Raw genomic sequence first — 23,731 nt, 5'->3', positions numbered from 1 at the left:
ATCCGAATCGAACGGCACTCCTCGCGCTCAGGGCGCCAGGCTGCGCAACACCAGGCTAGCCACTTCACGCGGGGCATCCGGCAAGCGGTCCAGGTTGTACTGAAGCAAAAGCGGGCTGATGAACGGCAGCATCACCAGATGGATCGACCGCGCGGTTTCGTCCAGCGGGGTCTTGCGCTCGAATTCCCCCTGCTCTCTTCCTTCGCGCAGGATGTCGGTCAGGATGGCTCGCATTCGCTGTTCGTAGGCCTGCGCCGATGCCCATTTTTCCAGCGAGGAATGCGCCGCGATTTCATAGAGCTTTCTGTCCTGGAAAAACAACTCCGCCGAAAGCTGAACGGCACTTAGGAAGAAGCGGCGAAAACGGTCGGTGGGCGATTCGGCCTGGGCGATGGCTTGCTCCACGCCAGCCATCAACTGGCCCAGCACGTTGGTGCAGATCGCCTCGCCGATGGCCTGCTTGGAATCGAAGAACTTGTAGATGTAGGCCTTGGAAATACCGATCTCGCGCGCCAGGTCGGACACCGTGGTCTTGTCGTAGCCATAGTGGCTGAAGTGCCCGTTGGCCGCCTGGACGATCTGGTCTCGAACGCTGTGATCGGTCGGTCCGCGATGGCCTTGAGATTGCTGTGACGAGTCGGACATAGGAACGCTACCTTATGGCTATATCGATTGACGACTAATGACCATATCGTACAATAGTCACAATTCGCGATTTAGTCGTGATCTTTTTTCGATGCACGGACGCGTTTCAGCCCTTGGTACGGATGCTAGACGCGCCCACTTTCTCTTTCACCTGTCTTGCAGGACCCCGCCATGCTGCCCCGTAAACATGCTGTGCCGCTGTTTCTTTCAAGCTTGCTTCTGGCTGGTTGCGCTGTCGGCCCCGATTATCAGCAGCCCGACACGGCGTCCGCCCCGCATTTTATGGGAGAGGCCGCGATCCAGGCGCGTCAGGCGCCAGCCGTGGCCGATGCACGGGTCTGGTGGCAAGGGTTTCATGACCCGATACTGACCCAATTGGTGGAGCGCGCACTGGACCAGAACCTGGACATTGCGCAGGCCGTGGCGCGCGTGGCCCAGTCGCGCGCGGGTCTGGGCAATGCCACCGCCGCGTTGTTGCCTTCCGCCATCGTGGCGGGCCAGGCTGCCCGTGCGCGCCAGTCGCTGGAGACGCCGCAAGGCCAGTTGCTGAACGCCACGCCCGACTACAACCGCTACGGCGACTATTACGAATTGGGCTTGAACGCCGGCTGGGAAATCGACCTGTTCGGCGGCCTACGACGCCAACGCGAAGCCGCCGTCGCCAACTACCAGGGCGCCGAGGCCGGCGTTGCCGCGGCTCGGCTGGCCGTGGCGGCCCAGACCGCCGACATCTATGTCTTGATCCGGGGCTTGCAGACCCGCCTGGACATCGCCCGTATACAGGTCAAGACCCGCAGCCAGTTACTTGCCACCGTGCAACTGCAATTCGACAAAGGGCTGGCGGCTGAGCTTCAGGTACATCAATCGAAAGGCGCGCTGGCCGAAGTGCGCGCCACCGTGCCGGTATTGGAAGACGGACTCGCGGCCGCCATGAACGCGCTTGACGTGCTGCTGGGCGAGCCCCCCGGCAGCAATCGCGCCCTGCTGGCCGCCACCGCGCCGATCCCTTTGCCGCCCGCCATCGCCGACACCGGCACCCCCGCCGACCTGCTGCGCCGCCGCCCCGACCTGATCGCGGCCGAACGCCAGCTAGCCGCCACCAACGCCGGTATTGGCGCGGCGATCGCCGAGTACTACCCAACGTTCTCGCTAGGTGCCGTGCTCGGCACCGCCACCACCCTATCCGGCAACCTGTTCAATGACAGCGCCAATCAACGGCAAGGCGTGCTTGGCCTGCGATGGCGCCTGTTCGACTTCGGCCGCATCGAAGCCGATATCGCAAACGCCCGCGGGCGCAACGCCGAAGCGCTGGCGGCCTACCGGCTGGCCGTGCTGCGCGCTTCGGAAGATGTGGAGAACGCCTTCTCGGCCCTGATCAAACGCGAGCAACAATCGCGCTACTTGGCCGAAGGCGTAGAAGCGCTGACACAGGCACGGACAAGTGCTTACCTTGCCTACCAGAACGGCATCGTCAGCCTGATAGAAGTGCTGGACGCGGACAGTGCCGTGCTGCGCACCCGCGACGCCAGCGCGCGCGCCCAAACCGAATCGGCGCGAGCGGCCATTGCGTCTTACCGCGCCTTGGGCGGGGGCTGGGAAGGCCCGCAATAGCGGATGCTTGGGCGTTACAACGCTTGGGTCTTGCCTGGGTCTTGCCTGGGCCTTGTTTTAGTCTCTTGCTTAATCAATCCGCCCGATCGCCGCGCCCGCCGCCACGGCCTGGCCCGGTTGGGCGTCGTGCTTGAGTACACCGCTGCGATGCGCCAGCACCTGCATTTCCATCTTCATGGCTTCCATCGTGGCGATCAGATCACCTTCTTTGACCGTGGCGCCGTCTTCGGCTTTCCAGGCCTGGATGGTGCCGGCGATGGGCGCCGCTACGCTTTGGGCGTTGGCGGCGGCCGCGCTGGCTGGGCCAGCGTCCATCGTGCCCGCCCCGGCTGCATGCAGGCCGCGCAGCAGCTCGGCGGGCAGGCCCAGCAACACGCGGCGGCCGTCGATTTCAACGGCCGTGCGATGCAGCGTCACGGCGCCCAGCGGCTCGGGTCGCACGGCGGCTTCCAGGTCGTTGGCGAAGTCGGTTTCGATCCAGCGCGTGTGCACCTTGAAGCCCGATGCATCGCCCAGGAAGTCGTCGTGCGCCAACACCGCGCGATGAAACGGCAGCACCGACGCCACGCCTTCGATGCGGAACTCGGCCAACGCGCGGCGGGCGCGGGCAATGGCTTGTTCGCGGGTGGCGCCGGTGACGATCAGCTTGGCCATCAGCGAATCGAAGGTGCCCGGAATGGTCGAGCCCGATTCCACGCCGCTGTCCACCCGCACCCCTGGGCCGGACGGCGGGGCAAAGCTGGCGATGCGGCCCGGTGACGGCAGAAAGCCACGGCCCACGTCTTCGGCGTTGATGCGGAATTCAATGGCATGGCAACGCGGCGCGGGCGCCTCATTGAAGCCCAGCGGCAGGCCGTCGGCAATGCGCAATTGCTGCACCACCAGGTCCAGCCCGCAGGTTTCTTCGGTAACGGGGTGCTCGACTTGCAGGCGCGTATTGACCTCCAGGAACGAGATGGCGCCTGACGCGCTCAGCAGGAATTCCACGGTGCCTGCGCCGACATAACCGGCGTGCGCGCAGATGTCGCGCGCGGACGCGTGGATGCGCTGGCGTTGGTCGTCGCTAAGGAACGGCGCGGGCGCTTCTTCCACCAGTTTCTGATTGCGGCGTTGCAACGAGCAATCGCGCGTGCCCAGCACCACCACGTTGCCGTGCTGGTCCGCCAATACCTGCGCTTCGACGTGGCGCGGGCGGTCCAGGAACTGTTCGACATAGCATTCGCCACGGCCGAAGGCGGTGACGGCTTCACGCACGGCCGACTCATAGAGTTCGGCCACGTCTTCCATGCGCCACACCACTTTCAGGCCCCGGCCACCGCCGCCAAACGCCGCCTTGATGGCGATGGGCAAGCCATGTTCGCGCGCGAATTCCAGCACGTCCTCGGCGCCGCTGACGGGGTCGGCCGTGCCGGCCACCAGGGGCGCGCCCACCGCCAGCGCAATCTTGCGCGCCTGGACCTTGTCGCCCAGTTGTTCGATGGTGTCGGGCGAGGGGCCGATCCAGATCAGGCCGGCGTTGATCACGGCGCGCGCGAAGGTGGGGCTTTCCGACAGAAAGCCGTAGCCCGGGTGGACGGCGTCCGCGCCACTGCGGCGCGCCACGTCCAGGAGCTTGTCGATGTTCAGATAGGTATCTGCCGGACGGTCGCCGTCCAGGCCATAGGCTTCGTCGGCCATACGCGCGTGCAGCGCGTCGAAATCGGCGTTGGCGTAGACGGCCACGGATTTGACGCCGTAGTCGGCGCAGGCGCGGATGATGCGGACGGCGATTTCGCCACGGTTGGCAATCAGGACTTTCTTCATGGCAGGCAGGTTCACGTTAGGTCGGGGTGACTTGCACGGCGGGCACGTCAACCGGAACGAAGTCGGAAATGGGGTTCAGGCGCACGCGCGCGCCGATGGGAATTTGCGCGGCGCGGTCCAGATGCCAGGGTGCGACCGAGCCTATGACGGGGTAGCCGCCGGTAAGCGGATGGTCGGCCAGGAACAGCACGGGCTGGCCACTGGCGGGCACCTGGATGGAGCCTTTGCGGGTGCCTTCGCTGGGCAGCTCGGCATGGTTGGCGCGTTGCAGCGGGGCATCGCCCTGCAGGCGGATGCCGACGCGATTGGATTGCGGCGTCACGGTCCAGGCCTGGCGCGACAGCAGCGCCACCGCGTCGGCGTCGCACCAGTCGGTGCGCGGCCCCAGCACCACGTCCAGCACGACCTCGGCGTCGGTACGCGGCAGATCGGCGGGCGGAGTTTCGGCCGCGCCCACGATGGCGCCCTGCCCGGCTGGCTGGATGCCGATGCGATCACCGGCTGCCAGCGGTTCGGGGCCGACGCGGGCCAGGGTGTCGGTAGAGCAACTGCCCAACACGGGGTCGACCGCGAAACCGCCGCGCGCCGCCAGGTAGTAGCGGATGCCGGCGTCGGGTTGGCCCAGGGTCAGCGTGTCGCCATCATTCATGGCAAAGGCTTGGTAGCCCGGGACCGTCCAGCTTGCGCCGGCGGGGTTGCGCAACGTGATGTCGCCGCGCGCACCGGTCACGGCCAGCACGCAGGGGCCGTGAGCGCGCACCTGGAAACCGCCGTAGACAATTTCAATGCCGGCCTGGCCGGGCGCGTTGCCCACCAGCCGGTTCGCGGCGCGCAGCGCGCCTCGGTCCATGGCGCCGGAGGCGGCCACGCCCTGACGTGCCTGGCCCGGGCGGCCCAGGTCTTCGAACACGGCTTGCAAACCCGGCGATACGACTTCCAGCGCGGGGCTGGCGGATGTGGCGCGGGCGGCGCCGGGCGGCGTGGTGGATGTGGACGATGCGGCGGTCGATGCCGATGCGGCGGAGGTCTCCGATACCAGCGCCACGCCCGCGTCGACAAAGCGCACGCGATAGCCCGGTTGCAGCAGCGCCGGCGTGTCGCGGTTCAGGTCCCACATGGCCAACGGGGTCACGCCCAGGATCTGCCAGCCGCCCGGGCTGGCATGCGGGTACACGCCGCTGAAGGTGCCCGCCAACGCCACGGCGCCTGCCGGGATGCGGGTGCGTGGGGTCTTGCGGCGCGGCACGTCCAGCGTGGGGTCGCCGCCGCTCAGGTAGGCGAAGCCGGGCGCAAAGCCGGTGAACGCAACGCTGTAGGTGCCGCCCGTGTGGCGGCGCACGACTTCTTCGCGCGTGATGCCCAGGTGCTGGGCCACGTCGTCCAGGTCTTCGCCGTTGTAATGGACGGGAATCTCGATCAGCTTGCCGTCGCGCGCCACGCGGCTGGAGGTGTCGCGCGCGCCGATATCGGCGATCAGCGCGTCACGTGACACCCGCTCGGGCTGGAACACCACCAGCACGGTGCGCGCGGCGGGCACAAGTTCGGTCACGCCTTCAATGGGGCGGCTTTGCAAGGCGGCGAACAACGCCAGGGTCTGTTCCAGGTCGTCAAGCTCGACGAGCAGCGCGTCGGTATTTACGGGCAGAAAGCGCACGCCGGCTCCTAGGCGGTTTGGCCGGCGGCCGTCGCGGCGAACGAGCGGATGCGAACGCCCGCCTGTTCCAGCTGGCTGCGCAGCGCGCGTGCCATGTCCACCGCGCCGGGGCTATCGCCATGCACGCAGATGGAGTCCGCTTGCACGCGGGTCAGGCTGCCGTCGATGGCTTCCACGACGCCCTCTTGCACCAGACGCAGCATGCGTTGCGCCACGGCCTGCGGGTCATGCAGCACGGCGCCTTTTTCGCGGCGCGACACCAGCGCGCCTTGCGGGGTGTAAGCGCGGTCGGCGAAGGCTTCGGCCACCACACGCAGGCCGCGCTCTTGCGCCAGCGTCAACAGCGGCGCGCCGGCCAGGCCCACCAGGATCAAGCTGGGGTCTATCTCCAGAATGGCCGTGATCACGTCGTTGCCCTGGCGGGCGTCGTGGGCGATGGTGTTGTACAGCGCGCCATGCGGCTTGACGTAGCGCACGTCGGTGCCGGCGGCGGCGGCCAAGCCCTTCAACGCGCCAATCTGGTAGATGACGTCGGCCACCAGGTCGGCGCTGGCCACGTCCATGTTGCGGCGGCCGAAACCGGTCAGGTCGGGGTAGGACACATGCGCGCCCACCGTCACGCCATTGGCGGCGGCGGCCTTCAGGGTGGTCAGGATGCCGGCCGGGTCGCCCGCATGGAAACCGCAGGCCACGTTGGCGCTGGACACCACCGCCAGCATGGCCGCGTCGTCGCCCATGCGCCAGGCGCCAAGGCTTTCACCCAAGTCACTGTTTAAATCGATCTCAGCCATGTCTGATCCTTAGTCCGCCTGCGGCAGCGATGCGGTTGCCGCCGATCGTGGAACGATAGTTACACAATTGTTCTACAAATTGGTTAGTATGGTAGATCAAAGCTAAGCTTTCGCCTATCGGTAATTTCACTACCGGACCACCGCCTTCCCTGCCTATGACAACGCCCGCCGCGCACCAGACCCTGACCGACAAGGTCACCGAGCAGATCCGCCGCCGCCTGATCAACGGGGAATTCATGCCCGGCCAGCGGCTATCGGAAGCCACCCTGACGCAATCGCTGGACGTCTCGCGCAACACACTGCGCGAGGCGTTTCGCAACCTGACCAAGGAAGGCCTGCTGACGCACTCGCCCAACCGCGGGGTGGCCGTGGCCGTGCCCAGCATGGCTTCCATTATTGATATTTATCGGGTGCGGCGCATGATTGAATGCCAGGCGCTGGCGCAGGCGTATCCGCACCATCCGGCGCGCCAGCGCATGCGCCAGGCGGTCGAAGACGCCATGGCCTGCCGCGAACGCCAGGACTGGCCCGGCGTGGGCACGGCCAACATGGCGTTTCACATGGCCATTGTGGAATTGGCCGACAGTGAACGGCTGAACGCCATGTTTTCCTTATTGCTGGCCGAATTGCGGCTGGTCTTCGGGCTGCTGCAAGACCCGGAATTCCTGCATGCGCCCTATGCCGACATGAACCAGCAGATTCTGCAGAATGTCGAAGCCGGCGAATTCGGCAAGGCGGCCGATGCGCTGAAGGACTACCTGGCGCAGTCCGAGCGCATCGTACTGGCCAGTTACGCGCGCCGCGTGGGCAACTGAAGGCGCCACGAACGCAGCACGTCCACCACCAGGAACACCAGCAGGCTCACCCCCATGACCGGCAGGCACCAACCCAGCGCCGCCGCCACGGCCAGGGCCGCGATACGCGCGGGCCAACCCAAGGCGGCCCAGGCTTGGGTCAGGGTTTGGGCGCCCGCTCCCGCTGCCGGACGCCGCAACCACCACATGCGATAACCCAGCACGATCATGGCCGACAGCGCCAAGCCGATCGCGCCCATCAGCAACTGGTTGGGCCAGCCGAACAGGATGCCCATGTGCATGTCCACGCCCCAGCGGATCAGCTTGGCAATCAGCGGGAAGGTATCGAAGTCGGCGCGGCTGGTAATGGCGTAGGTGGCCGGGTCGATGGCGATGGTGTCGACCTGGGTGGGCCAGGAACGATCTACCTCGCGCACCATCCAGGCTTGGTCGGCGCTACGCGGCGGACGGATCTCCAACTGCTTGCTGTCGATGCCGCCCTGGCGCGCGGTTTGCAGAATGCGGTCGAAATCGCGGGCAGGGTCTTGCGAGCTTGCCATGAGGCTTGCCATCCCGCCCCCCATCTGCATGCCGCCGTGATGGTGCGCGTGTTCACCACCGGCCGCCGCGGCACCGGCCGCCGCGGCACCGGCCGCCGCGGCATCGACCGCCGCGGCATCGGCCGCCGCGGCATCGGCCGCCGCGGCATCGGCCGCCGCGCCAGGCAGCTTCAGCGTAATCGCCGGGGTGATCCAGCCCAGTTGCGCGCGCAGTTGGTCCACGCGGCCGCCCGCCCAATTCGACCACGTCAAACCCGTGGCGGACAGGAACAACAACCCCAGCGCCAGCCACAGACCCAACACGGTGTGCCAGCGGCGCGCCCGCAACCGGGGGCTGCGGGCTTGGGCCGCGGCTTGCGCCATTGCCTGATTTGCGTTTGCCTGGCGGCGTCGCCCGGCCCACCACAGCACCAGCCCGCCCAGCGTGGCCAGCCACATCCAGGACGCGGCCAGTTCGCTGTAGTTGCGGCCCAGCGCGCCCAGCATCAGGTTGCGGTGCAGATAGTCCAGCGTAGTGCGAAACGGCAGCGTGCCGCTGGTGCCGTAGACCATCATGTCGCCCTTGATGTCCAGCGTGACGGGGTCAACGAACAGCGCGCGGCTTTCCGAATCGCCCATGCCGGGCTGCGTGAACATCACGCGGGTGGTGTCGCCCGGCGCGGGCGCGGGCCGCACGGCAAACAGGCGCGGGCCTACGCCGATGCGCTCCTGTGCCGCCCGGACCTGGCTGGCCAGGGGCTGCGCCGGCCCGGTGGACGAGGTGTGCAATTGGTCGGCATAGAGCAGGTTTTCGATCTGCGGGGTCAGCACGAACAGGGTGCCGGTGACCGCAGCCACCAGGATGAAGGGGCCGACGAACAGCCCGATGTAGAAATGCAGGCGCGTGATCAGCGCCAGCAAGGCGCTGTGGCCCACGCTTCGCGCGCGTGCGGGCGCGGCGGGGGTATCCAGGGTTTGTGTGGACATGGAAATCTCGAATACGAACAACGCCGCCTCAGCCGGGCGGCAATCATGCGCGCGGGGCGCATGGCGGAAACAGTTATCCGCGTATCGAGGGTGGCGCCCGTTGCCCCAGCGGCGGGCCAGCGGCCGGCATGGGTGGGCGCGCGCCGTCCCGCTTCAGCGGGCGCTGCGCCAACCAGCGCAACAGCACCGGCGCCACGGTCGCCAAGGGGGGCAGGTTCAGGATTTGATGGGCGCTCAGGCCAAACGGGCATTCCTGCCCCGCGCCGCGTTCGTCATCATGCCCGGCGCCGTGATGGCCGTGATGGCTCTTGTTGCCGGAGTAGCCCTCACCGCCGTGCAGCCCGTGATCGCCGTGCATCGTTGGATGATCATCAGCGGGCGCGTGCAGCGCGGGCAGCGATTGCAGCGCCGCCATGACGTTGCCGCCCGCCGTACAAAAGCCCAGCGCCAGCCGGCCTTGCCGCAGCGCGTCGGCATCGGGCATGTAGCCGGTCGGCACCCAGGCCCGCGCCACCAGCAACAGCAGCAGCAACAGCCGCCCGAAATCGGCGGCCGAGGCAAAGCGAGGAAGGCGACGGAACAGTCCGGTACGCATGCGTGCAATCAATCCACGACGCCGGCAAAGGCCGGCATCAAGCGGCGCATTTTACGCGCCATGGCGGCGGCCCGCGACCATCCGTCTCTTGCCTACCATCAAAAGCCTGCTTGCCGAGGCCCGCGTTCAGGCATAAATTCAGTGATACCGTTTTCCGCGCGGGCCATCCTGGCCCGGTCTACGTGGACGGTGTCTAAAGGTTGTTTTTGATCTTTTAAGCCCGCTAGGAGCGATGCGATGAAAGTGAAACACCTGTTAGGACCGGCAGCCTTGGCGCTGTCGCTGCTGTGCACCGCGCCCAGCGTGGCGCAAATGCCAGACCCCGCCCCCATGGTCACCGGCAAGCAGTGGACCGAGTCCGATGCCAATCTCAAGAAAGCCTATCTATTGGGGATTGCCAACCTGCTTGAAGTCGAACGCGCGTACCAGGCACGCCGCGCGCCGCCCGATACGCAGACCCTGGTGCCCAGGTTCTCCAAGGGCCTGCAAACGCACACCCTGGATACCGTGCGCGACAGCCTGGACGGCTGGTATGCCGCGAACCCCTCGCGGCTGGACCGTCCCGTGATCGAGACCCTGTGGTTCGAGGTCGTCGTTCCTGGCATGCAGCGCAAGCCTTGAAGGAGCCGTCATGAAAATCTTTCGATCGTTGGTCATTGGCGTCGCGATAGGGACGCTTGCGGCGTGCACGAACATGACGCCGCAACAGCAAGGGACCATGTCCGGGGCGGCCATTGGGGCGGCCGCGGGCGCGGGAATTGCCGCCATCGCCGGCGGCAGCGCCTGGACGGGCGCCGCGATTGGCGGCGTGGCGGGCGGAGTCGCGGGGAATATCCGAGGGGGGAATTGAGCCCGGGGGTTACGGTTGCTGGTTTCGCCAGGCCTGGTATTTGGCTTGGGTTTCTTCGTTGGGCGGGTAGAGGCCGGGGAGTTTTTCGCCGGCCTCTACTTGCTGCATGATCCAGCCTTCCAGCCGTTCCTGTTCGATGGCGATGGCGACCACCTCGTCCAGCAGTGCGGCGGGAATGAGGACGGCGCCGTCGCGGTCCAACACCATGACGTCGTTCGGAAATACCGCCACGCCGCCGCAGCCCACGGGTTCTTGCCAACCCACGAAGGTCAGCCCCGCCACCGACGGCGGGGCCGCCGCGCCCGCGCACCACACGGGCAGGCCCGTGCCTTCCACGCCTTCCAGGTCACGCACCACGCCGTCGGTCACCAGCGCGGCCACGCCGCGCTTTTGCATGCGGGCGCAAAGAATGTCGCCGAAGATGCCGGCGTCGGTCACGCCCATGGCGTCCACCACGGCGATGCAGCCTTCTGGCATGGCTTCGATGGCGGCGCGCGTGGAAATCGGCGATGCCCATGACGCGGGCGTGGCCAGGTCTTCGCGGGCAGGCACGAAGCGCAGCGTGAACGCGCGCCCGACAATCCGCTTGGCGCCCGGCGCCAGCGGCCGCGCGCCGCGCACCCAGACGTTGCGCAGCCCTTTCTTCAACAACACGGTCGTCAGCGTGGCCGTGGTGATGCGAGACAGGGCCTGGACCACGCTACTGTCCAATGGCTGAGGGGCAATCGTCATGATGCAAATTCTCCTTGGGGCGGGGGCGGGTTGCCACCCGATGGGGACTCCGATTGTGGCCCCGCGCAAAACCCGGCACAACCTTGATTTTGCAGATTCAGAATCTGCTTTTTATGCCTGAAAGGAGGGCTTGCGCCGGGAGCGCCCCGAGTCCGAGGCGGCATGGAGCGCTGTGTCGGCTTGTTCAGGGACTCCACCCTGGGGAAATTTGACCAGTACGGGCAATTCCCACCCTTACCCGGACGCGGATGGCGGCAATTCCGCCCGTCTGCGCCGGCTCAGGCACGAAACTTGCGCAGGGGTGCGGACCCATTTCCCCCGGAGAGTCCATGCCCGTCCCGACCGACGAATCCCACCGGCGCTTGACGGTATTGACCGTCAATACCCACAAGGGATTCACCAGCTTCAATCGGCGCTTCATGCTGCACGACCTGCGCGAGGCGCTGCGCACGGCGGCGCCCGACGTGGTGTTCCTGCAAGAGGTGCTGGGCGAGCACCAGGCCCATGCCGAACGTCACGAGGCCTGGCCGGCGCTGTCGCAATACGAGTTCCTGGCCGACACGCTATGGACGGACTACGCCTACGGGCGCAACGCGGTCTACCCGGCGGGGCACCATGGCAACGCCATCCTGTCGCGCTACCCCATCGAACGCTACGAAAACCACGACGTCAGCGTGGACGGGCACGAAGGCCGTGGCTTGCTGCATTGCGTGCTGCGCGTGCCGGGCGACGCCCCCGTGCATGCCATCTGCGTGCATCTGGGCTTGCTGGAACGCCATCGCGGCGAGCAGCTTGGCCGCCTGTGCGAATTGGTCGCCCGCGAGGTGCCCGACGATGAACCCCTGTTGATTGCGGGCGACTTCAACGACTGGCGCCTGAACGCCAACCGCCTGATGGCCGGCTGCGGCGCGCAGGAGGTATTCACGACGCGCCTGGGCCGCCCTGCCCGCACCTTTCCGGCGCGCTGGCCGCTGCTGCGGCTGGATCGCATCTATGTGCGCAACGTGCGTGACTGGCGCCCCATGCCGCAGGCCTCGCGCGTGTGGTCGCGCCTGTCGGACCACGTACCCCTTGCCGCGGAGATTGCGCTATGACGCCGGTTGACTTGGGATGGCGGACGGGCAACCGCTACACGCTGCTGGAAAACGGCGAAGCCTATTTCCCCGCCGTGAACGAAGCCATTGATTCGGCCAAGCACGAAGTGCTGCTTGAAACCTTCATCCTGTTCGACGACAAGGTCGGGCAGGCCTTGCAGAAAACCCTGATTGCCGCCGCCCGGCGCGGCGTCAGCGTGGACGTGCTGGTGGACGGCTACGGTTCGGACCAGCTCAGCCAGGAATTCATTGGCGCCCTGACCGAAAGCGGCGTGCGCTTTCATATCTTCGACCCCCGCCCGCGCCTGCTGGGCGTGCGCACCAATGTGTTCCGCCGCATGCACCGCAAGATCGTGGCGGTGGACGGTGTGTGCGCGCTGATCGGCGGCATCAATTTTTCGGCGGATCATCTGGCCGACTTCGGCCCCGAGGCCAAGCAGGACTATGCGGTGCGGGTGGACGGCCCCTTGGCGGCCGACCTGGCCGACTATGCCCGGTCTGCCCTGGGCGTTGCGAAGCCCCGACGCCGATGGCGGCGCCCCGCCGCCGCTTCCGTGCCCGAGGGCGATGGCGGCGGGCGCCTGGTGGTGCGCGACAACGATGGCAACACCACCGACATCGAACGCTACTACCGCGCCGGCCTGCGCGCCGCGCGCCACGACGTGCTGATTGCCAATGCCTATTTCTTCCCTGGCTATCACCTGCTGCGCGACCTGACCAAGGCCGCGCGCCGGGGCGTGCGCGTGCGCCTGCTGCTGCAAGGCGAACCCGACATGCTGGTGGCGCGCCTGGCCGCCACCATGCTGTATGACTATCTGAAGAATGCGGGCGTCGAAATCTACGAATACTGCAAGCGGCCGCTGCACGGCAAGGTGGCTTGCGTGGATGACGACTGGTGCACCGTGGGGTCCAGCAACCTGGACCCCTTGAGCCTGGCCCTGAACCTGGAAGCCAACGTGGTGGTGCGCGACCGTTCGCTGAATCAGGCCTTGCGACAAAGCCTGGACCGCCTGATCGAGCAAGACTGCAAGACCGTGCCGTTCAGCCCCAAGTCCACGCGCGCGCTGCGGCGCTTCTGGGTGGGCGTGGTGGTGTTTCACTTTCTGCGGCGCTTTCCGGCCTGGGCAGGCGCCCTGCCGGCGCACAAGCCGCGTCTGCAAACCATCAAGCCGCCTGAACCCGGCGAAAGCGAGGCCGCATGAGGGTTTACCGAACGACGTTCATGCGCTCCTTGCGCCACCGCTGGCCGCGTATCAAGAAGGTGCTGCCCTGGGTGGTGCTGGCGGTCGTGGCCGTGCTGCTGTTCTATTTCGGCCGCTCGGTGGATTGGCCGAAGGTTTGGCAGGCCATGCGCAGCATTCCCGGCGAGTCCATCCTGATGGCGAGCGGCCTGGTGGTGCTGGGCTATCTGAGCTATGGCGCGCTGGACCTGCTGGGCCGCCGCTACACCGGGCACAAGCTGGGCTGGCCCAGTGTGATGGGCATCGCGATGCTGAGCTACGCGCTGAACCTCAGCCTGGGCGTGCTGGTGGGCGGCCTGGGCGCGCGCTTGCGCCTGTACGCCAGGCTGGGCTGCCGTAAATCGGTGGCGACACGCGTGGCCGTCTTTTCGGCCGCGTCGAACTGGATCGGCTATGCCTGGGTGGCGGGCGTGGTGTTCGTCAGTGGCGCGTTGAAGGTGCCGCAAGGCTGGGACGTGGGCAACGGTGTGCTGCGCCTGATTGGCGCCGGTTTGCTGGCGGCGGGCATCGCCTACGTGTGGATGTGCGCCCGCGCGAACCGCCGCTCGGCCACCTTGATGGGCCAGCGCGTCACCTTGCCGCGCGCACGCATGGCGCTGCTGCAAGTTCTGTTCGCCGGACTGTCATGGATGTTCATGGGCGCGGTGGCCTACGTGCTGCTACAGGGCAAGGCGTCGTATCCCCTGGTGATGGGCATTTTGCTGTGCGCGAGTTTCGCGGCCGTGTTGACGCGCGTGCCAGGGGGGCTGGGCACCACCGAGGCCATCTTCGTGGCCGTGCTGGCCCCGCGCATGCCGTATTCCGAAGCGCTGGGCGCCGCCCTGGCCTATCGCGCCTGCTACGCCTTGGCCCCCATGTGCCTGGCCTTGGCCGCCTTTCCGCTGTTCGAAGCCCGCGCCGCGTGGCGCAAGCGTCACGCGCCGGCCCAACAGGAACACAACTTGCTTCACCCGCCCTCATGAAACGCCACCCTGCCCAGCGTGAACCCGATAGCGAATCCGACCTGGTGGTGGCCTACCCCCGGCGCGCCAGTGCCTCTGAACACGAGGTGGCGTCGCAAGAAGCCATGGCGCTGCGCCTGGCGGCCTTGTTGGGGCGCCGCTTTGAACCAGACTTCCGGCCCAGCCGACGGCGCGACGAACCGCCCCCCTACTACGTGCCCGACCGCACCATCATCGGCCCCACTCGCGCGGCCCGCCTGGGCATCACCCGCGCCGCCGACCTGTACGGTGGCGTCGCCCCACATTCCTTCGTGGCCGGCAAGGCCATCACCCATGGGCTCATCGGCCCGCAGGCCAAGGCGCCCAAGGCCTGGGTGGCCGACCTGGCGGACGCGCTGCGCGAGGTGGTGCTGAACGGCTATACCGTCTTCACGCCCGCTGACGCCGAGGCCGCCGGGCTGCAACTGCTGAAAACCGGGCCATTGCGCGTCAAGCCCACCGACGCCACGGCGGGGCGCGGCCAGAAAGTGGCCCGCAATGCCCAGGAACTGCGCGCCGCGCTGCAAGAACAGTCGCCGCTGGCCATGCGCCGGCTGGGGCTGGTGCTGGAAGAGGACCTGGAAGACGTGTCCACCTACAGCGTCGGCTGGGCGCGGGTGGGGAAAATGGAAATCGCGTATGTGGGCACGCAATCGCTCACGCAGGACAACCAGGGCCGATCCGTCTACGGCGGGTCAGAGCTGCGCTTGGCGCGTGGCGGCTTCGATGCCCTGCGCGCGTTGGACCTGACCGACCACGAACGCCAAGCCGTGGCCATGGCCTGCCAATACGACACGGCGGTGTCCACCGCCTACCCGCAGTTGTTCGCCTCGCGCCGCAATTACGACGTGGCGTTTGGCACGAACGGCGCGGGGCAGGCGCGGGCCGGCGTGTTGGAACAGTCCTGGCGGGCGGGCGGCGCCAGTCTGGCGGAGCTGGCCGCCATGCAGGCGTTTGCGCTGTCACCTTCGCTGACCTCGGTGCGCGCCGCCACCCGCGAACGCTACGGGCCGGATCAGGTGCTGCCCATTGCGCAGCATCTGGTCTTTCATGGCGTGGATTCGGCGGTGGGCCACATCAGCAAGTCCGCCGCCGTGCTGGACGGCCCGGAGGGCTGGGAGGAGGTTGGCCATGGCCGCGCACAGTGATCCCATCGCCCTGTCGGTGGACGGCCAGGTGCTGGACGGCACCTTTCTGACACCCGAGAACAAGGTGCCGGGTGTGCTGTTCATCCATGGCTGGGGCGGTAGCCAGGAATTCGACCTGTCGCGCGCCAAGGGCATTGCGGCATTGGGCTGTGTCTGCCTGACTTTCGACCTGCGCGGCCATGCGGCCACGCGCGAGCAGCAATTACAAGTGACGCGCGAAGATAACCTGCGCGACGTCATGGCGGCCTACGACCTGCTGGCCACCCACCCGTCGCTGGATTCCGGATCGGTCGCGGTGGTGGGCAGCAGCTATGGCGGCTACCTGGCCGCCCTGCTTAGCGGGCTGCGCCGCGTGCGCTGGCTGGCGCTGCATGTGCCCGCCCTGTACCGCGACGAAGAATGGCTGCTGCCGAAAAACCAGTTGAACCGGGAAACGCTGCGCGCCTATCGCAACACCTATGTGGCGCCGGAAACCAACCGCGCGCTGAAGGCCTGCGCGGAATTCAGCGGGGATGTGTTGATCGTGGAAGCCGAGCACGACACCTTCATTCCGCATTCCACCATCATGAGCTACCGCTCGGCGTTCCGCCGTTCGCATTCCATGACCCACCGCATCATCGACGGCGCCGACCACGCGCTGACGGAAAAATCCGCGCAGCGTGCCTATACCTCGGTGTTGGTGAATTGGGTGACTGAAATGGTGACCGGCGCGCGGATGGGGGACCCGCGGCCGGTGCCTTGATGCTATTGGCTTACCAATAGATGTCCTGCTTGTAGTACGTGTGCAGGTTACGCGCCCAGGTCTCGTCGGCCATGCTGGGCCAGTTGTCCTTGTCAAAGCCCGGCGCGTTCTTCAGCGTTTCTTCGTCCACGTCCAGCACGAAGCACTTGCGATCAGTGTCCAGCGTGAGCGCCGCCCACGGAATCGCGAAGAGCTTGTCGCCGATGCCCAATACGCCGCCGCGCGACAGCACCGCATAGGCCACGCGGCCCCGGGGCACGTCGATCATGATGTCCTTGATGGACCCCAGCTCTTCGCCCGCCGAGTTGTAGACGTCGTTGCCTTGCAACGTGTCCGCCGCCATGACTTCCGGGCCGGGGCCGCCGGGGCTGCTCTTGGGACCGCCCACGATGTTGGTTTGGGTTTGCATGCTTTATCTCCTTTGCCGAACTTCCGTCCAGCGTGTTGGTGGTAGGACCCACTCTGTCCGCAAACGCCGTGCCCGCCGCGCACCTTGCGTGTTGCACACCAAGCGGACGCCCGAATCAGCTAGCCCACCATTGCTTGATGGTGGCGCGCAACGCCGCCGCCCCGGTGGCCAGGTCTTCCTTGCGCAAGGCCGCCATGTAGGCCGCCACCTGCTTGGCCGGGATGTGCGGCGGCATCGGCGGCACTTCGGGGTCGGTCACCACTTCCAGCACCGTGGGCCGGCCCGCGTTCAGCGCGCGGTCCCAGGCGGGCCCGACCTCGTCGGGTTCGGTCACGCGGATGCCTTCCAGGCCCAGCATGCGCCCGTAGTCCGCGTACGAGAACGGCGGCAACCATTGCGAATCCGCAAAGCGCGGGTCGCCCCCCATCACGCGCTGCTCCCACGTGACCATGTTCAGGTCGCCGTTGTTCAGCACCAGCACCACCAGCGTCGGGTCGGTCCAGTCTTTCCACCGGTGCGCAATGGTGATCAATTCATTGATGCCCAGCATCTGCATCGCGCCGTCGCCCACCAGCGCCACAACCGGTCGCCCGGGGTGGGCCAGCTTGGCCGCCAGGGCATAGGGCACGCCGCAGCCCATGCTGGCCAGGCCGCCCGAGACCGACCCCATCATGCCCTGGCGCAATTGCACGTCGCGCGCGTACCAACTGGCGGCGGACCCGGAATCGCAGGTCACGATGCAGTGTTCCGGCAAGCGGCTGGACAGTTCCAGGAACGGGCGTTGGGGGTTGACGCCCTTGGCCTTGACCATGGCGCGGGCTTCCACGGTTTCGCGCCATCGCGACACCCGCTTTTCAATGCCCTTCAACCAGCGGTCGGACGCTTTGGTTTCCAGTTTGGGCAACAAGGCCTGCAAGGTCAGGCGGGCGTCGCCCACCAGCCCCACTTCCACCGGATAGCGCAGGCTGAGCTTGCGGCCGTCCACATCAATCTGCACCGCGCGCGCCTGCCCTTCCTTGGGCAGGAACTCGGCGTACGGAAACGACGTGCCCACCATCAGCAGCGTGTCGCACTCGTTCATCATTTCCCAACTGGGTTGCGTGCCCAGCAAGCCGATGGCGCCCGTCACGTAGGGCAGCGCGTCGGGCACCACGGCCTTGCCCAGCAAGGCCTTGGCCACGCCCGCGCCCAAGCGCTCGGCCACGGCGCGCACCTCGTCGCCCGCTTCCAGCGCGCCCGCGCCCACCAGCATCGCCACGCGCTCACCCTGGTTCAGGATGGCGGCGGCGTTATCCAGCGCCGCTTCCGGCGGCACCGCGGCGTGGGAGGTCAGGCCGATACCGGTATGCACCGTGCCATGCTCGCGCGGCGGCGCCTCGACGGCTTCCAGGTCTTGCACATCGTTGGGAAAGATCAGGCAGGTGACACCGCGCCGTTCCATGGCGATGCGCATGGCGCGGTCCACCATGTGGCGCGCCTGCAAGGGCGAGGTCACCATGTGCACGAAGTCATGCGCCACGTCCTTGAACAGGCTGACCAGGTCCACCTCCTGCTGGTAATCGCCACCCAGCGCGCTGCGCGCCTGCTGGCCGACGATGGCCACGACCGGCTGGTGGTCCATCTTCGCGTCGTACAGCCCGTTCAACAGATGGATGGCGCCCGGCCCCGACGTGGCCATGCACACGCCGACCTGGCCCGTGAATTTGGCATGGGCGCAGGCCATGAAGGCCGCGCCCTCTTCGTGGCGGGCCTGCACGAATTCCAGTTCCTGGTTTTTGCCAAACGCGCCGATCAGCCCGTTGATGCCGTCGCCGGGATAGCCGAAGACGCGCTGCACGCCCCATTCGCCCAAGCGGGCGAGCACAAAATCGGAAACGGTTTTCAAGTTGGCGCTCCTTGTAAAGGGGTCTGCGAACCGCCTGGCGGTTCTCGGAAATGTTGACAACCGGGGTTGACAACCCCGGTTGACAACCCCGGCGCGCCGCAATCGCCATGCCCGCCCGTAGCTCGCCCTTACCCCGCCTTTTCCCACGCCCTTTCCCAAGCCGCTTCGACGCAATTTGTTGCACTGCTCCCAAATTTACAAACGCCAGCAACAACGACGCGTCACCCCCGCCAAACCCGCGCCCGCCCTCGCTGCATCGGCTTGGGCACGCGACTTGCGCATAAGAAGGCCTTACGGAATCGGGCCCACTTTTTCAGCGGCCCTCCGACCTACTCCGGAGCAACAAGCATGGCGACGACAATACTCATAGTGGCTGCCGAAGCATTCCCCCTGGCCAAGACCGGGGGCTTGGGCGACGCCATCACCGGCATGACGCGGGCGATGGTCCAGCGGGGCGTGCCCGCCACCATCCTGCTGCCCGCCTACCGAGGCGCGGTCAAGCGCCTGGACGGCGTGCACGAAGTGGCGCGGCTGGAAGACCTGCCGGGCGGCGACGCGCGCCTGCTGGCCGGCGTATGCCCTTCGTCTGAACTGTCCTTTCTGCTGCTGGAAAACGATGCGCTCTATGACCGCGCCGGGCTGTATGTGGACGAGGATGGCCAGGAACACCCTGACAATGGCCTGCGCTACGCCGCCCTGTCGCACGCCGCCATGCGGATTGCGCGCGGCGTGCCGGGGCTGCCACGCCCCGATGTGGTGCACGCGCACGACTGGCACGCGGCGCTGACCCCCATGTTGATGCGCCAAGCCGGCATCACCGATGTGAAATCGGTGCTGACCATACACAACATGGCGTTTCAAGGCCAATTCCCGTTAGAGGATGCCGCTGCCTTCGGCATTGCCCCCGCCTTCCGGGGCGAGCACGCCAGCGTGGCCTGGAACAAGCTCAATTTCATGAAGGCCGGCATTGCCCACGCCGACCGCGTCACCACCGTCAGCCACACCTATTCGCGCGAAATCCTGACGCCGGCCTTCGGCTGCGGGCTGGATGGCTTGCTGCGCGAGCGCGCCGCCGATCTCATCGCCATTCCCAACGGCATCGACACGGCGCTGTGGGACCCCGCGCGCGACCCGCACCTGGGGCCCTTGCGCTACACCGCCTCTGATCTGGCCAACAAGCGCCTGTGCAAGACCGTGCTGCAACGTGAATTCGGCCTGGCGGCCGACGCGCAAGCCACGCTGGTGGTGATGGGCAGCCGGCTGACCGACCAGAAGATGGCCGACGTGGCCGCCGAGGCCCTGCCGCGCGCCCTGGACACCTACCCGGAAATGCAGGTGGCTATCCTGGGCCAGGGCGACCGCCGCCTGGAAGCCGCGTTGAAGGCGCTGGCCGACCGCTACCCCCAGCGCTGCGCCACCCGCATTGGCTACAACGAGGCGGGCGCGCATCGCCTGCACGCCGGCGGCGACATCCTGCTGCACGGCAGCCGCTTCGAACCCTTTGGCCTGACGCCGCTGTACGCCATGCGCTACGGCACCCTGCCGATCGGGTCGCGCGTGGGCGGCATGGCCGACACCATCGAAGACCCGGGTACCCACGCGCCCTTGACGGCAATGGCGTTTGCCAACGGCCTGCTGTTTGACGGCGACCACCCCGACGCCATGGCCGATGCGCTGTCGCGCGCCATGCATCTGCGTCGGCATCCGACGCTGTGGCGCGCCATGCAGCGCAACGCCATGAACACCGACTTCAGTTGGCAGCGCGCCGTGGGCGCATACGAAGCACTGCTGCAAGCGCTGACGGGCCGCGCCGACGCCAAGGACAACACGGCGCAACCCGCCCCGGTTCAGGCAGAGGGCGCTCAGGCCGCACAAGCGGGCCAACGGGCCGACGCGCGCCAGCGGCGGTCGCGGCAGGCGCGCGGTTCCCTGCCCATGCCCATCTAAGGCGAACCTATATGGCTGCTGCCCAGACGCCCGTCCCCACCCCGCCCGCCGCGCTGCGCATCTGCCACGCGCCCTTGGGTCTGCCGGACGGCGCGCGGACGGCAGGCGACCCCGCCCTGCAAGCCCGGCTGGCCCGCATCCAACAGGCCGGGTTCAATGCCGTGCTGATACCGCCGCCCTGGCTGCGGCCGGCCGATGCGCGCACGCTAGCCCCCATTGATGCCGACCTGAGTCCGGCGGGTGATGGCACCGAACCCATCACCGAGCGCCTGGCCCGCCTGTCACGCGCCGCCGCGGCGCAAGGCTTGATGCTGATGCTGCGCGTGGTGCTGGACCGCGTATCGGTCGATGCCAGCCCCGCCACGGCGCCTGCCGGCTGGTATCTCCCCCCGCCTGACGATCCGGCCCGCGATCCCCGCCTGCCCCTCAGCACCTGGGGCGTGATGACGCTGCACCGGGCGCCGCCGCCAGCGTTTGCCCAGGCCTGGGCCGAGCGGCTGACGCGCTGGGTCGATGCGGGCGTGGCCGGCTTTGTATTTGAATCCCCCCAGGCGCTGCCCGCCGCCAACTGGCAGGACCTGTTGACGCCACTGCGCCGCCATGCCAGCCCACCGCGCTGTCTGGCCTGGACGCCCGGCCTGACCCAGCCTCAACTGGACGCCCTGCGCGATGCCGGCTTCGACGGGGTGTTTTCGTCCCTGCCGTGGTGGGACTACAAGTCCGCGTGGCTGGCCGACGAGGCCGCGCGCCTGCGGCGGGTGGCGCCCGTGCTGGCCAGCACCCAGCCGCTGGAAGGCCACGCCCCGAATCGGCCCGATGCCGACATGCGCGGCGCCTGGGCCGCCGCCTTCACCGCCAACGGCTGGATGGCGACGGAAAACGAGATCGACGCGCCAGCCGGTATGCAGACGCGCCACGATGACACCCATCACGACACCACCCAGGACATCAATCAGTGGCTCAGCCTGCACGAACCGCCGGCAGACCTGCCCACGGGCTTGCCCCGGGTATTGGGCGGCCGCGATGGCCGCGCCACGCTGATCCTGCGCGACATGGCGGACGGCGCCACGGCCGTGCTGGCCCTGAACCCCGCCAACAACAGCCCCGCGCGCATCGATTGGGACGCGGTGGCCCCCAGCCTGCCGCCCGGCGACATCCTGGCGCAACGCGAGGCAGACGCACCCGTGCTGGCTGGCGACACCCTGGCCCCCGGCGCCTGCGTGCTGATGGCGGTGACGCCGATGCCCCCCGTGCGCGAGGCCTCGCGCCACCCGGGGCCGCGCACCGAAGGCGGAGCCGGCCTGCGCGTGGCCATCGAAAGCGTGGCGCCCGCCGTGGATGATGGCGCGCACCCCGTCAAGTGCACGGTGCACGAACGCGTTACCGTCCAGGCCGACCTGCTGATGGACGGACACGACCGCATCGCGGGCGAGGTGCGATGGCGCGCCGCGGACGAATCCCACTGGAAGCGCACGCCCTTGAAACTGCTGTCCAACGACCGTTGGCAGGCCAGCTTCCGGCCGCGTCGGATCGGGCCGCACGAGTTTCAGGTGGCGGCGTGGTTTGACGTCTGGCAGACCTATCACCATGACCTTGAAGTCAAGCACAACGCGGGTCTGGCGCTATCGCTTGAAGTGGCCGAAGGCATGCAGTTGCTGCGCGAAGCCGAAAAGCGCGCCAGCCAGCACGCCTACCCCGCCGACAGTGTGGCGGTGGTGAAGCAGACGCTGAAAGCCCTGCCCGACCCGAAGTCGGGCACGGAACCCAGCGACGCCCACATCGCGTTGCTGCTCAGCCCCGAACTGGCCCGCGCCATGCGCGAGCTGGACGCCCGCCCCTTTGAAACCGTCACGCCCGCCCCCTACCCGGTCTGGGTCGACCGCCCGCAAGCCTGCCATAGCGCCTGGTATGAACTCTTTCCGCGCTCGCAAGCGCGCGAACCCGGCCGCCACGGCACCTTTGACGACGTCATCGAGCGCCTGCCCGACATCCAGGAAATGGGCTTCGACGTGCTGTACCTGCCCCCCATCCACCCCATCGGCCTGAGCAATCGCAAGGGGCGCAACAACGCGCTGAGCGCCGAGCCGGATGATGTGGGCAGCCCCTACGCCATTGGCTCGCCCGAGGGCGGGCACGACGCCATCGAACCCAAGCTGGGCACCTTGCCCGACTTTCTGCGCCTGGTGCGGGCCGCGCACGACCATGGCATGGAAATGGCGCTGGACTTCGCCATTCAGTGCTCGCCCGACCACCCCTGGCTGAAACAGCATCCCGACTGGTTTTCGTGGCGGCCCGACGGCTCGCTGCGCTATGCCGAGAACCCGCCGAAGAAATACCAGGACATCGTCAACGTGTCGTTCTATGGCAGCCCGCCCCGCCGCGCCCGCAAGCTGGCGCTGTGGCGCGCGCTGCGCGACGTGGTGCTGTTCTGGGTGGAGAACGGGGTGCGCATCTTCCGCGTGGACAACCCCCACACCAAGCCGCTGCCATTCTGGCAATGGCTGATCGCCGAAGTGCATGGGCAGCATCCCGACGTGCTGTTCCTGTCCGAAGCTTTTACCAAGCCCAAGATGATGTACCGGCTGGCCAAGGTGGGCTTCACGCAGTCTTACACGTACTTCACCTGGCGCAACGACCGCGCGGAATTGCAGTCGTACCTGGAAGAAGTCTCGCACCCGCCGCCCGCTGATTTCTTCCGGCCGCACTTCTTCGTGAACACGCCCGACATCAACCCGGTGTTCTTGCAGACTTCGGGCCGCCCCGGTTTCTTGATCCGGGCCGCGCTGGCCGCCATGGGCTCGGGGTTGTGGGGGGTGTATAGCGGCTTTGAACTGTGCGAGGCCGCGCCGGTGCCGGGCAAAGAGGAATACCTGGATTCCGAAAAGTACGAATTGCGCCAGCGCGACTGGCGTGCCCCCGGCAACATCCGCGCCGAGATCGCGCGCCTGAACCAGATCCGCCACGCCAACCCCGCCCTGCAAACGCATCGCGGGCTGACGGCGGTGCCCAGCGGCAATGACCGCGTGCTGGCCTTCGTGAAAGCCACGCCCGGCCTGGGCAACGTGGTGCTCACCGTGGTGAGCCTGGACCCTTTCCACCCACAACCCGCGCACGTGGAGGCGCCCTTCTGGCTCTTCGGCGAGGCCCGGCCCGCGCACCTGGAAGTGGAAGACCTGCTGATGGACAGCCGCGACACCTGGCGCGACGCGACGCGCACCGTGACGCTGTCCCCCGACCAACCCTATCGAATCTGGCGCCTGTCCCTGCATGGTTGACGCGCCCGG

General features: G+C 67.4%; 20 protein-coding genes. 11 read left to right on the top strand and 9 right to left on the bottom strand.

The window, feature by feature from the left end:
- Positions 1-27: 27 nt before the first annotated feature.
- Positions 28-645 (bottom strand): TetR/AcrR family transcriptional regulator, encoded by a 618-nt coding sequence (locus tag WBR68_RS27485; protein ID WP_127184555.1) that lies wholly within the window; start codon positions 643-645, stop codon positions 28-30.
- A 171-nt stretch (positions 646-816) separates the two neighbouring features.
- Between WBR68_RS27485 and WBR68_RS27480 the strand changes: the two genes are divergently transcribed.
- Entirely contained in the window at positions 817-2,256 is a 1,440-nt protein-coding gene (locus tag WBR68_RS27480) for an efflux transporter outer membrane subunit (protein ID WP_230695800.1), read from the top strand.
- 69 nt (positions 2,257-2,325) lie between these two features.
- Here WBR68_RS27480 and WBR68_RS27475 read toward each other — a convergent pair whose 3' ends face one another.
- From WBR68_RS27475 to WBR68_RS27465, 3 genes are read right to left on the bottom strand one after another with little or no spacing between them, the layout of a single operon-like run.
- A complete protein-coding gene (locus WBR68_RS27475; protein ID WP_230695799.1) occupies positions 2,326-4,059 on the bottom strand; it encodes an acetyl/propionyl/methylcrotonyl-CoA carboxylase subunit alpha in 1,734 nt (577 codons plus the stop codon).
- Positions 4,060-4,075: 16 nt separating this feature from the next.
- A complete protein-coding gene (gene pxpB / locus WBR68_RS27470; protein WP_230695798.1) occupies positions 4,076-5,713 on the bottom strand; it encodes a 5-oxoprolinase subunit PxpB in 1,638 nt (545 codons plus the stop codon).
- An 8-nt stretch (positions 5,714-5,721) separates the two neighbouring features.
- On the bottom strand, positions 5,722-6,504 hold the full coding sequence (locus tag WBR68_RS27465) for a LamB/YcsF family protein (protein WP_127184551.1): 783 nt from the start codon (positions 6,502-6,504) through the stop codon (positions 5,722-5,724).
- Between the two features lie 155 nt (positions 6,505-6,659).
- On the opposite strand from WBR68_RS27465, the gene WBR68_RS27460 reads away from it, so the two are divergent.
- Entirely contained in the window at positions 6,660-7,319 is a 660-nt protein-coding gene (locus tag WBR68_RS27460) for a GntR family transcriptional regulator (protein ID WP_230695797.1), read from the top strand.
- Here WBR68_RS27460 and WBR68_RS27455 read toward each other — a convergent pair.
- Entirely contained in the window at positions 7,295-8,824 is a 1,530-nt protein-coding gene (locus WBR68_RS27455; protein ID WP_230695796.1) for a PepSY-associated TM helix domain-containing protein, read from the bottom strand. The genes WBR68_RS27460 and WBR68_RS27455 overlap by 25 nt on opposite strands.
- A gap of 73 nt (positions 8,825-8,897) precedes the next feature.
- Positions 8,898-9,419, bottom strand: coding sequence for a DUF2946 family protein (locus WBR68_RS27450; protein WP_230695795.1), 522 nt, complete (start codon positions 9,417-9,419; stop codon positions 8,898-8,900).
- A 237-nt stretch (positions 9,420-9,656) separates the two neighbouring features.
- On the opposite strand from WBR68_RS27450, the gene WBR68_RS27445 reads away from it, so the two are divergent.
- A complete protein-coding gene (locus WBR68_RS27445; RefSeq protein ID WP_083447197.1) occupies positions 9,657-10,040 on the top strand; it encodes a hypothetical protein in 384 nt (127 codons plus the stop codon).
- 10 nt (positions 10,041-10,050) lie between these two features.
- Positions 10,051-10,269: a hypothetical protein gene (locus WBR68_RS27440; RefSeq protein ID WP_050444841.1), complete on the top strand. Its 219-nt coding sequence runs from the start codon at positions 10,051-10,053 to the stop codon at positions 10,267-10,269.
- A gap of 9 nt (positions 10,270-10,278) precedes the next feature.
- On the opposite strand, the gene WBR68_RS27435 is transcribed toward WBR68_RS27440, so the two are convergent.
- A complete protein-coding gene (locus WBR68_RS27435) occupies positions 10,279-11,001 on the bottom strand; it encodes a ribonuclease activity regulator RraA (RefSeq protein WP_050444842.1) in 723 nt (240 codons plus the stop codon).
- Between the two features lie 329 nt (positions 11,002-11,330).
- On the opposite strand from WBR68_RS27435, the gene WBR68_RS27430 reads away from it, so the two are divergent.
- From WBR68_RS27430 to WBR68_RS27410, 5 genes are read left to right on the top strand one after another with little or no spacing between them, the layout of a single operon-like run.
- Positions 11,331-12,095 (top strand): endonuclease/exonuclease/phosphatase family protein, encoded by a 765-nt coding sequence (locus WBR68_RS27430; protein WP_127184548.1) that lies wholly within the window; start codon positions 11,331-11,333, stop codon positions 12,093-12,095.
- Positions 12,092-13,297, top strand: a complete 1,206-nt coding sequence (gene clsB / locus WBR68_RS27425) for a cardiolipin synthase ClsB (protein ID WP_127184547.1) — start codon at positions 12,092-12,094, stop codon at positions 13,295-13,297. Before WBR68_RS27430 ends, clsB begins: the two co-directional genes overlap by 4 nt.
- Positions 13,294-14,298, top strand: a complete 1,005-nt coding sequence (locus tag WBR68_RS27420) for a lysylphosphatidylglycerol synthase domain-containing protein (RefSeq protein WP_050444845.1) — start codon at positions 13,294-13,296, stop codon at positions 14,296-14,298. The genes clsB and WBR68_RS27420 overlap by 4 nt, the downstream gene beginning before the upstream one ends.
- Positions 14,295-15,464 (top strand): DUF3182 family protein, encoded by a 1,170-nt coding sequence (locus WBR68_RS27415; RefSeq protein WP_230695794.1) that lies wholly within the window; start codon positions 14,295-14,297, stop codon positions 15,462-15,464. The genes WBR68_RS27420 and WBR68_RS27415 overlap by 4 nt, the downstream gene beginning before the upstream one ends.
- On the top strand, positions 15,448-16,206 hold the full coding sequence (locus tag WBR68_RS27410) for an alpha/beta hydrolase family protein (protein WP_050444847.1): 759 nt from the start codon (positions 15,448-15,450) through the stop codon (positions 16,204-16,206). The genes WBR68_RS27415 and WBR68_RS27410 overlap by 17 nt, the downstream gene beginning before the upstream one ends.
- Before the next feature lie 10 nt (positions 16,207-16,216).
- Here WBR68_RS27410 and WBR68_RS27405 read toward each other — a convergent pair whose 3' ends face one another.
- Both WBR68_RS27405 and WBR68_RS27400 read right to left on the bottom strand, forming a co-directional pair.
- Positions 16,217-16,615, bottom strand: coding sequence for a PRC-barrel domain-containing protein (locus WBR68_RS27405; RefSeq protein ID WP_050444848.1), 399 nt, complete (start codon positions 16,613-16,615; stop codon positions 16,217-16,219).
- 115 nt (positions 16,616-16,730) lie between these two features.
- Complete coding sequence (locus tag WBR68_RS27400; RefSeq protein ID WP_230695793.1) at positions 16,731-18,500, bottom strand: thiamine pyrophosphate-requiring protein; 1,770 nt, start codon at positions 18,498-18,500, stop codon at positions 16,731-16,733.
- 348 nt (positions 18,501-18,848) lie between these two features.
- On the opposite strand from WBR68_RS27400, the gene glgA reads away from it, so the two are divergent.
- Together glgA and WBR68_RS27390 are read left to right on the top strand one after the other, a co-directional pair.
- Positions 18,849-20,447 (top strand): glycogen synthase GlgA, encoded by a 1,599-nt coding sequence (gene glgA / locus WBR68_RS27395; RefSeq protein ID WP_050444850.1) that lies wholly within the window; start codon positions 18,849-18,851, stop codon positions 20,445-20,447.
- An 11-nt stretch (positions 20,448-20,458) separates the two neighbouring features.
- The gene (locus WBR68_RS27390; RefSeq protein ID WP_230695792.1) at positions 20,459-23,722 is read left to right on the top strand and encodes an alpha-1,4-glucan--maltose-1-phosphate maltosyltransferase; all 3,264 of its coding nucleotides are present in this window, start codon (positions 20,459-20,461) and stop codon (positions 23,720-23,722) included.
- Positions 23,723-23,731 lie beyond the last annotated feature (9 nt).

Origin of the sequence: Achromobacter sp. JD-1, assembly GCF_038594925.1 — a bacterium.
Taxonomy (GTDB): domain Bacteria; phylum Pseudomonadota; class Gammaproteobacteria; order Burkholderiales; family Burkholderiaceae_B; genus Achromobacter; species Achromobacter spanius_C.
The sequence above is the reverse complement of the archived record's forward strand: the minus strand, read 5'-3'. Positions and strand labels throughout refer to the sequence as shown.